3 protein-coding genes and 1 pseudogene are annotated in these 4690 nt (G+C 41.7%); 2 read left to right on the top strand and 2 right to left on the bottom strand.

Going from position 1 to position 4690, the window contains the following annotated elements; all coding sequences use genetic code 11:
* Nucleotides 1–1861, bottom strand: a 1861-nt coding sequence (locus DP116_RS27085; RefSeq protein WP_211173535.1) for an AAA-like domain-containing protein, incomplete at its 3' end; no start/stop codon positions are given.
* Nucleotides 1862–2755 carry a protein kinase domain-containing protein gene (locus DP116_RS27080; protein WP_169158078.1) on the bottom strand — a complete coding sequence of 298 codons (894 nt, stop codon included), beginning with the start codon at nucleotides 2753–2755 and terminating at the stop codon, nucleotides 1862–1864. It lies immediately after the preceding gene.
* Between the two features lie 497 nt (nucleotides 2756–3252).
* Here DP116_RS27080 and DP116_RS27075 point away from each other — a divergent pair, with 497 nt between their 5' ends.
* Together DP116_RS27075 and cobA are read left to right on the top strand one after the other, a co-directional pair.
* Nucleotides 3253–3720, top strand: a complete 468-nt coding sequence (locus DP116_RS27075; RefSeq protein ID WP_048871360.1) for a tetratricopeptide repeat protein — start codon at nucleotides 3253–3255, stop codon at nucleotides 3718–3720.
* 3 nt (nucleotides 3721–3723) lie between these two features.
* A pseudogene (gene cobA, locus DP116_RS27070) lies at nucleotides 3724–4690 on the top strand (uroporphyrinogen-III C-methyltransferase); the annotation flags it as partial.

The raw sequence follows: 4690 nt of genomic DNA, 5'->3' as shown, positions 1-4690 counted from the left end.
GATGGGTGACAAAATAATCCTGCAGCCAGTCGCAACCCCGCGCCAGCAAATCATCCAACCCGCCAACCCGCCACACCTTGGCAGTGCCGTCATCTGATGCAGTGACAATGCGTTGACCATCCGGGCTAAATCCTGCACTCGTGACCGTGCTCTGATGCCCTTTGAGTTGTGCCCGTTCGTGGATGTTGTCAACAATTGTTTGTAAAGTGAGGATGGGGCTAGCAGCAGGATATTTTTCTAAAGGTCGTCCGTTCTTCACCAGTTGTTTCAACTTTTGTCCAGCATCCATCGCTACCAGTAATGCTTCTATTTCTTGATGTTGTTTCTCAAACTGGTCTAAAGCTGCAGCCCCTGCTCGTTCTAACTGTGTCCCTTCTTGTGCCTCTTGCGCTTGTTTAAACGCATTAGTTGCAAATATCCCAGCGATAACTGCCCCAATTAAGCATAACACTAGTATCGCACCGCCAATGCGAATCCGCCGCTTAGCTTTTTGTTGCGCTTTGGTTAAAGTCTGATTCGCTTGTGCTAATATCCGTCCTTCTTCTTCTTTAACTTCTAAAGCAATTTCAATTTCTCTTTTATCTAACTTTTGACTAGCAGATAAAAACTCATAATCCTCATTGCTCAAACTTTTACCAGCCGCCCATGCTAAGGCATCCTGCAACGCTTGACCCCGCAACAAACGCGACTCATCCTGATAACGTGAATCTACCCAAGCTCTAAGTGTTTGTGCATAAGGACGCAAGTTTTTCAGTGCTTGTTGCAGCCAAATTTGGTTAAAAACAGCAGCATAAATACGGTTAGAAACTCTCAGCTTGCTTTCACGTCTGACTACCAATCCGGAAAGCCGCAATTGGGTTTGTTCTAAACTATTATCGTCTGCAATTTCTTCGTGTTGTAGAATTTCTTGATACAGCCCTAACAACCTACCTGTAAGCTGTCCACCACCTCGTAAAATTCGGTCACGAATCGTTTTTAAATGCTCAGGTTCATCCTGAGATTCCCAATTATAAATGACTCTAGTTTGCACCAACTCCTCTACCCACTCAGCAACTCTATTTTCTGGAATAGCAGCATCAGCATCAAGAATCATCTGGCAAAGTTTTTGAGTCAGAAAAGGTTGCCCCCCAGTCCAATCCAAAATTGCTGTTATAGCTGCCTTTGGATTATTCGTTTTCACCGCCAAACCACCCGCCAACGGTTTAGCTTCTTGTAACTGAAAACCAGTTAGTTGAATCGCTCTACCAATATTAAAAGGAGTGCGTCGTTTATCTTGAATTAAATCACTGGGAGTGGCAACCCCAAGCAGCGCAAAAGTGAGTCGTTGATAATCTGGTTTTGTCGCTCGATTGTTATAGCATTCACGAATCAAAGCAAAAAAATCATCTCTCTCAAAATTCAGACTCAAAACACTGTCGATTTCATCAACAAAAATCACTATATTTTTAGACACCAACTGCAATAACACAGTTTCAAAAAACTTGCTTAATCGGTTCACTGGAGACAGCAAACCTTCAGTTGACCACCAAGTATTTAAATCAAACTTTTCATAGAGTTCCAGACTATTAATAATACCATTAATTATCCCCGCATACCATTGTTCAGAAGTCAGTTCCGCAGTGCCAATGCTCGTAATATCAATATCAACACAGGCAAAACCCTCCGCCTGCAACCTTCGCATCGTTCGTATCTTCAGGCTAGACTTGCCCATTTGCCGGGAGTTGAGGACATAGCAGAATTCTCCTGCCTTCAAAGCTGTATAGAAATCAACATCTGCCTGTCGCTGCACATAAGTGGGAGCATCATTTGGCAGACTGCCCCCTACTTGATATTTATATGATTGGTGAAATTGTTGATTCATTTAGATGTTTTTTTTAAATTTATTTATACATTTTCCTTGTTCCCAGGTTATACCTGGGAATACAGACAAAGCGGCTCTGCCGCTAGAGGAGGCAGAGCCTCCTAGACGATAGTCGTTGCGCACCATCGTATCTAAAATTTGTGCAAAACTGGGGCTAACATTAATCCTGTCCCGAAACAAAGCACAATACAATTCACCATTATTGGCATCTCGCGGTAACTGTTTAGGGTGTAACCCAGTCAATGCACCAAAACCAATCATTCCCACTGCATAGATATCGCTACTGAACTGGGGACGAGAGTAGTGTTGTTCGATAGGCACATAGCCAGGAGTACCAATTGGCACTGTCAAGCTACTGTCACCTTGAGGGTTGACTTTCAAAGCACTGATTTCCTTAACTGCCCCAAAGTCAATGAGTACAATTTTTCCATCTTTTCGTCGCCGCATTAAATTCTGTGGCTTAATATCCCGATGGATGACGTTTTGTTGATGAACAAATGCCAAAACTTCCAAGATGTCCTTCAAAAGTTTAAAGACTACTTGCTCACTCTTGGAACTGCCCAGAATAATTTCTTTTTTCAAGTCATGCCCATCAACGAATTCCTGAACTAAGTAAAATTCCCCATTCTCTTCAAAGTGGGCGAACAATGTGGGAATCTGGTTGTGTGCATTGCCTAAGCGATATAGAGTTTGTGCTTCTGTCTCGAATAACCTTTTGGCGATCGCCAAAACAGCAGGACTTGAGTCCTTTGGCTTGAGATGTTTGACGACACACAAAGGTTGTCCTGGTAAATCTAAATCACGAGCCAAGTAAGTATCGCCAAAACCCCCACCCCCCAGACACTGGAATATTTTGTATCGATTACGGAGTGTTACGCCGATTAGATGACTCATTTCGTATCTCCTACCTTCTGGACTGATAACTGATCAAAAGATAGAAAGCAATACAAAGATAAAATCGGTATAAAATTTTTTATTTCTTTCATTTTTACCCGCACCAGATGAAAATACTCTAGTATAAACTTTCGAGTAAACAGCCCTTGTTTTAACTATTATAAGTAATTACGTCGAGTTGATAGCCAAAACAAACAGTAGCTGATTTTATTTCGATTTTTGTAACAATCATCATGTTGTTGCTCAATCTGTCATCGTGTATATACTTGTTAAAATAGATACATTTAATTTTCCAAAAAGTCTTATTATACTTAGTTAATAGTAAAAATTATAACAGTAGGGGACTGGAGTTAGTTTGTGTGCTTCTGCTTTCTATTTTTTCAAATTTGGGATGGTGCCGAGTCACAGAGATAATTCATCTGTGTTAATCTGTGTTAATCTGTGGTTCTAAATCCTAAATACAGGTTTTTGCAAAAATTCTCTTTTATATATGAACTATGTTTGACAACTTTCAACCAATATCTATTATTGCCATAACTGCCGTAATTTCTAGTATTGCACTTTTGGGTTATTTCTCCTGGAAAACTTTGATAACGTCAAATGTTTTTCAAAAAGCAATCAATCTTTATCAGCAAGAAGATTACAAAGGTGCTGAAGCAGCTTTTCGTCAAGTCATTGCTCTGAATTCGACTAATGACGTTGTTCACTTGCTGCTAGGAGATACTTTGATACAGCAAGGTAAAATAGAAGAAGCAAGGCAACAGTTTCAAGAAGTGATTGACCGTGCTCCGAAAAAAGTTGATGCTTATTTGCGTCTGTCAAATGTTTTAATGCAACAAGAAAAAAAAGAAGATGCGATCGCAACTCTGCAAAAAGCGAGAGATTTATGTCAAGCACAGCGTCAACCAGAAAAAGCAGAACAAATTAATCGTATCCTTCAAAAAATGACTAAGAATAATTCGTAACTCATGGCTGAACAAAGGGGCAAAGTCTACATTGTAGGTGCGGGACCTGGAGACATAGGATATCTAACGCTCAAGGCTTACAAGCTGCTATCAAGTGCTGAGGTTTTGGTTTACGATGCTCTGGTAGATGCTGAGCTGTTGCAATGTGTACCCTCTGATTGCTTGAAGCTGAATGTGGGGAAACGGGGTGGTCAACCAAGTACACCGCAAGCTGAAATTAACGAGTTACTGGTAAAGTATTGTCAGCACAGAAAGCAAGTTATTCGCCTCAAGTCTGGTGATCCATTTATTTTTGGTCGCTGTAGTTCTGAAATTGAGGCGTTGAAAGCAGCTGGTTGTGAATTTGAAGTTATCCCAGGAATCTCCTCAGCAATAGCCGCACCGTTGCTGGCGGGAATACCTCTGACTGATCCAGTTATGAGTCGATGTTTTGCTGTGTTTACTGCTCATGATCCAGATGCTTTGGATTGGGAGGCGCTGTCACGGTTAGAGACATTGGTTATTTTAATGGGAGGACAGCATCTAGCAGAGATTTTACACCGCCTCGTGCGACAAGGACGATCGCGCTTAACTCCCATAGCCATTATCAGATGGGCAGGAACTCCACAACAAACAATCTGGACAGGCACTTTAGAAAATATACTTGAGCAAACATCCGGTGTGTCGTTATCGCCAGCGGTGATTGTGATTGGTGAAGTTGTGGGGCTACGTGGTTATCTGCAACCTGAGAAAATATCATTAGAGAATTCCTCAGTAGCTGACACTTGGCACACCTAAACTATGCAGACTAACCTCGCCCTTTCTTCCTCTTCACGCCCCCTGACTGGTAAAACAATTGTAGTCACACGCGCTGCTGGACAATCAAGCCAGTTTACCCAAGTGCTTGCTTCATTTGGTGCAAATGTGATTGAAATGCCAACATTGGAAATTGGTCCGCCTTCGAGTTGGGAGGGTTTGGATAATGCGATCG

The organism is Brasilonema bromeliae SPC951, assembly GCF_012912135.1.
Lineage (GTDB): Bacteria > Cyanobacteriota > Cyanobacteriia > Cyanobacteriales > Nostocaceae > Brasilonema > Brasilonema bromeliae.
Note: the sequence above shows the minus strand (reverse complement) of the source record. Positions and strands in the feature narration are given on the sequence as shown.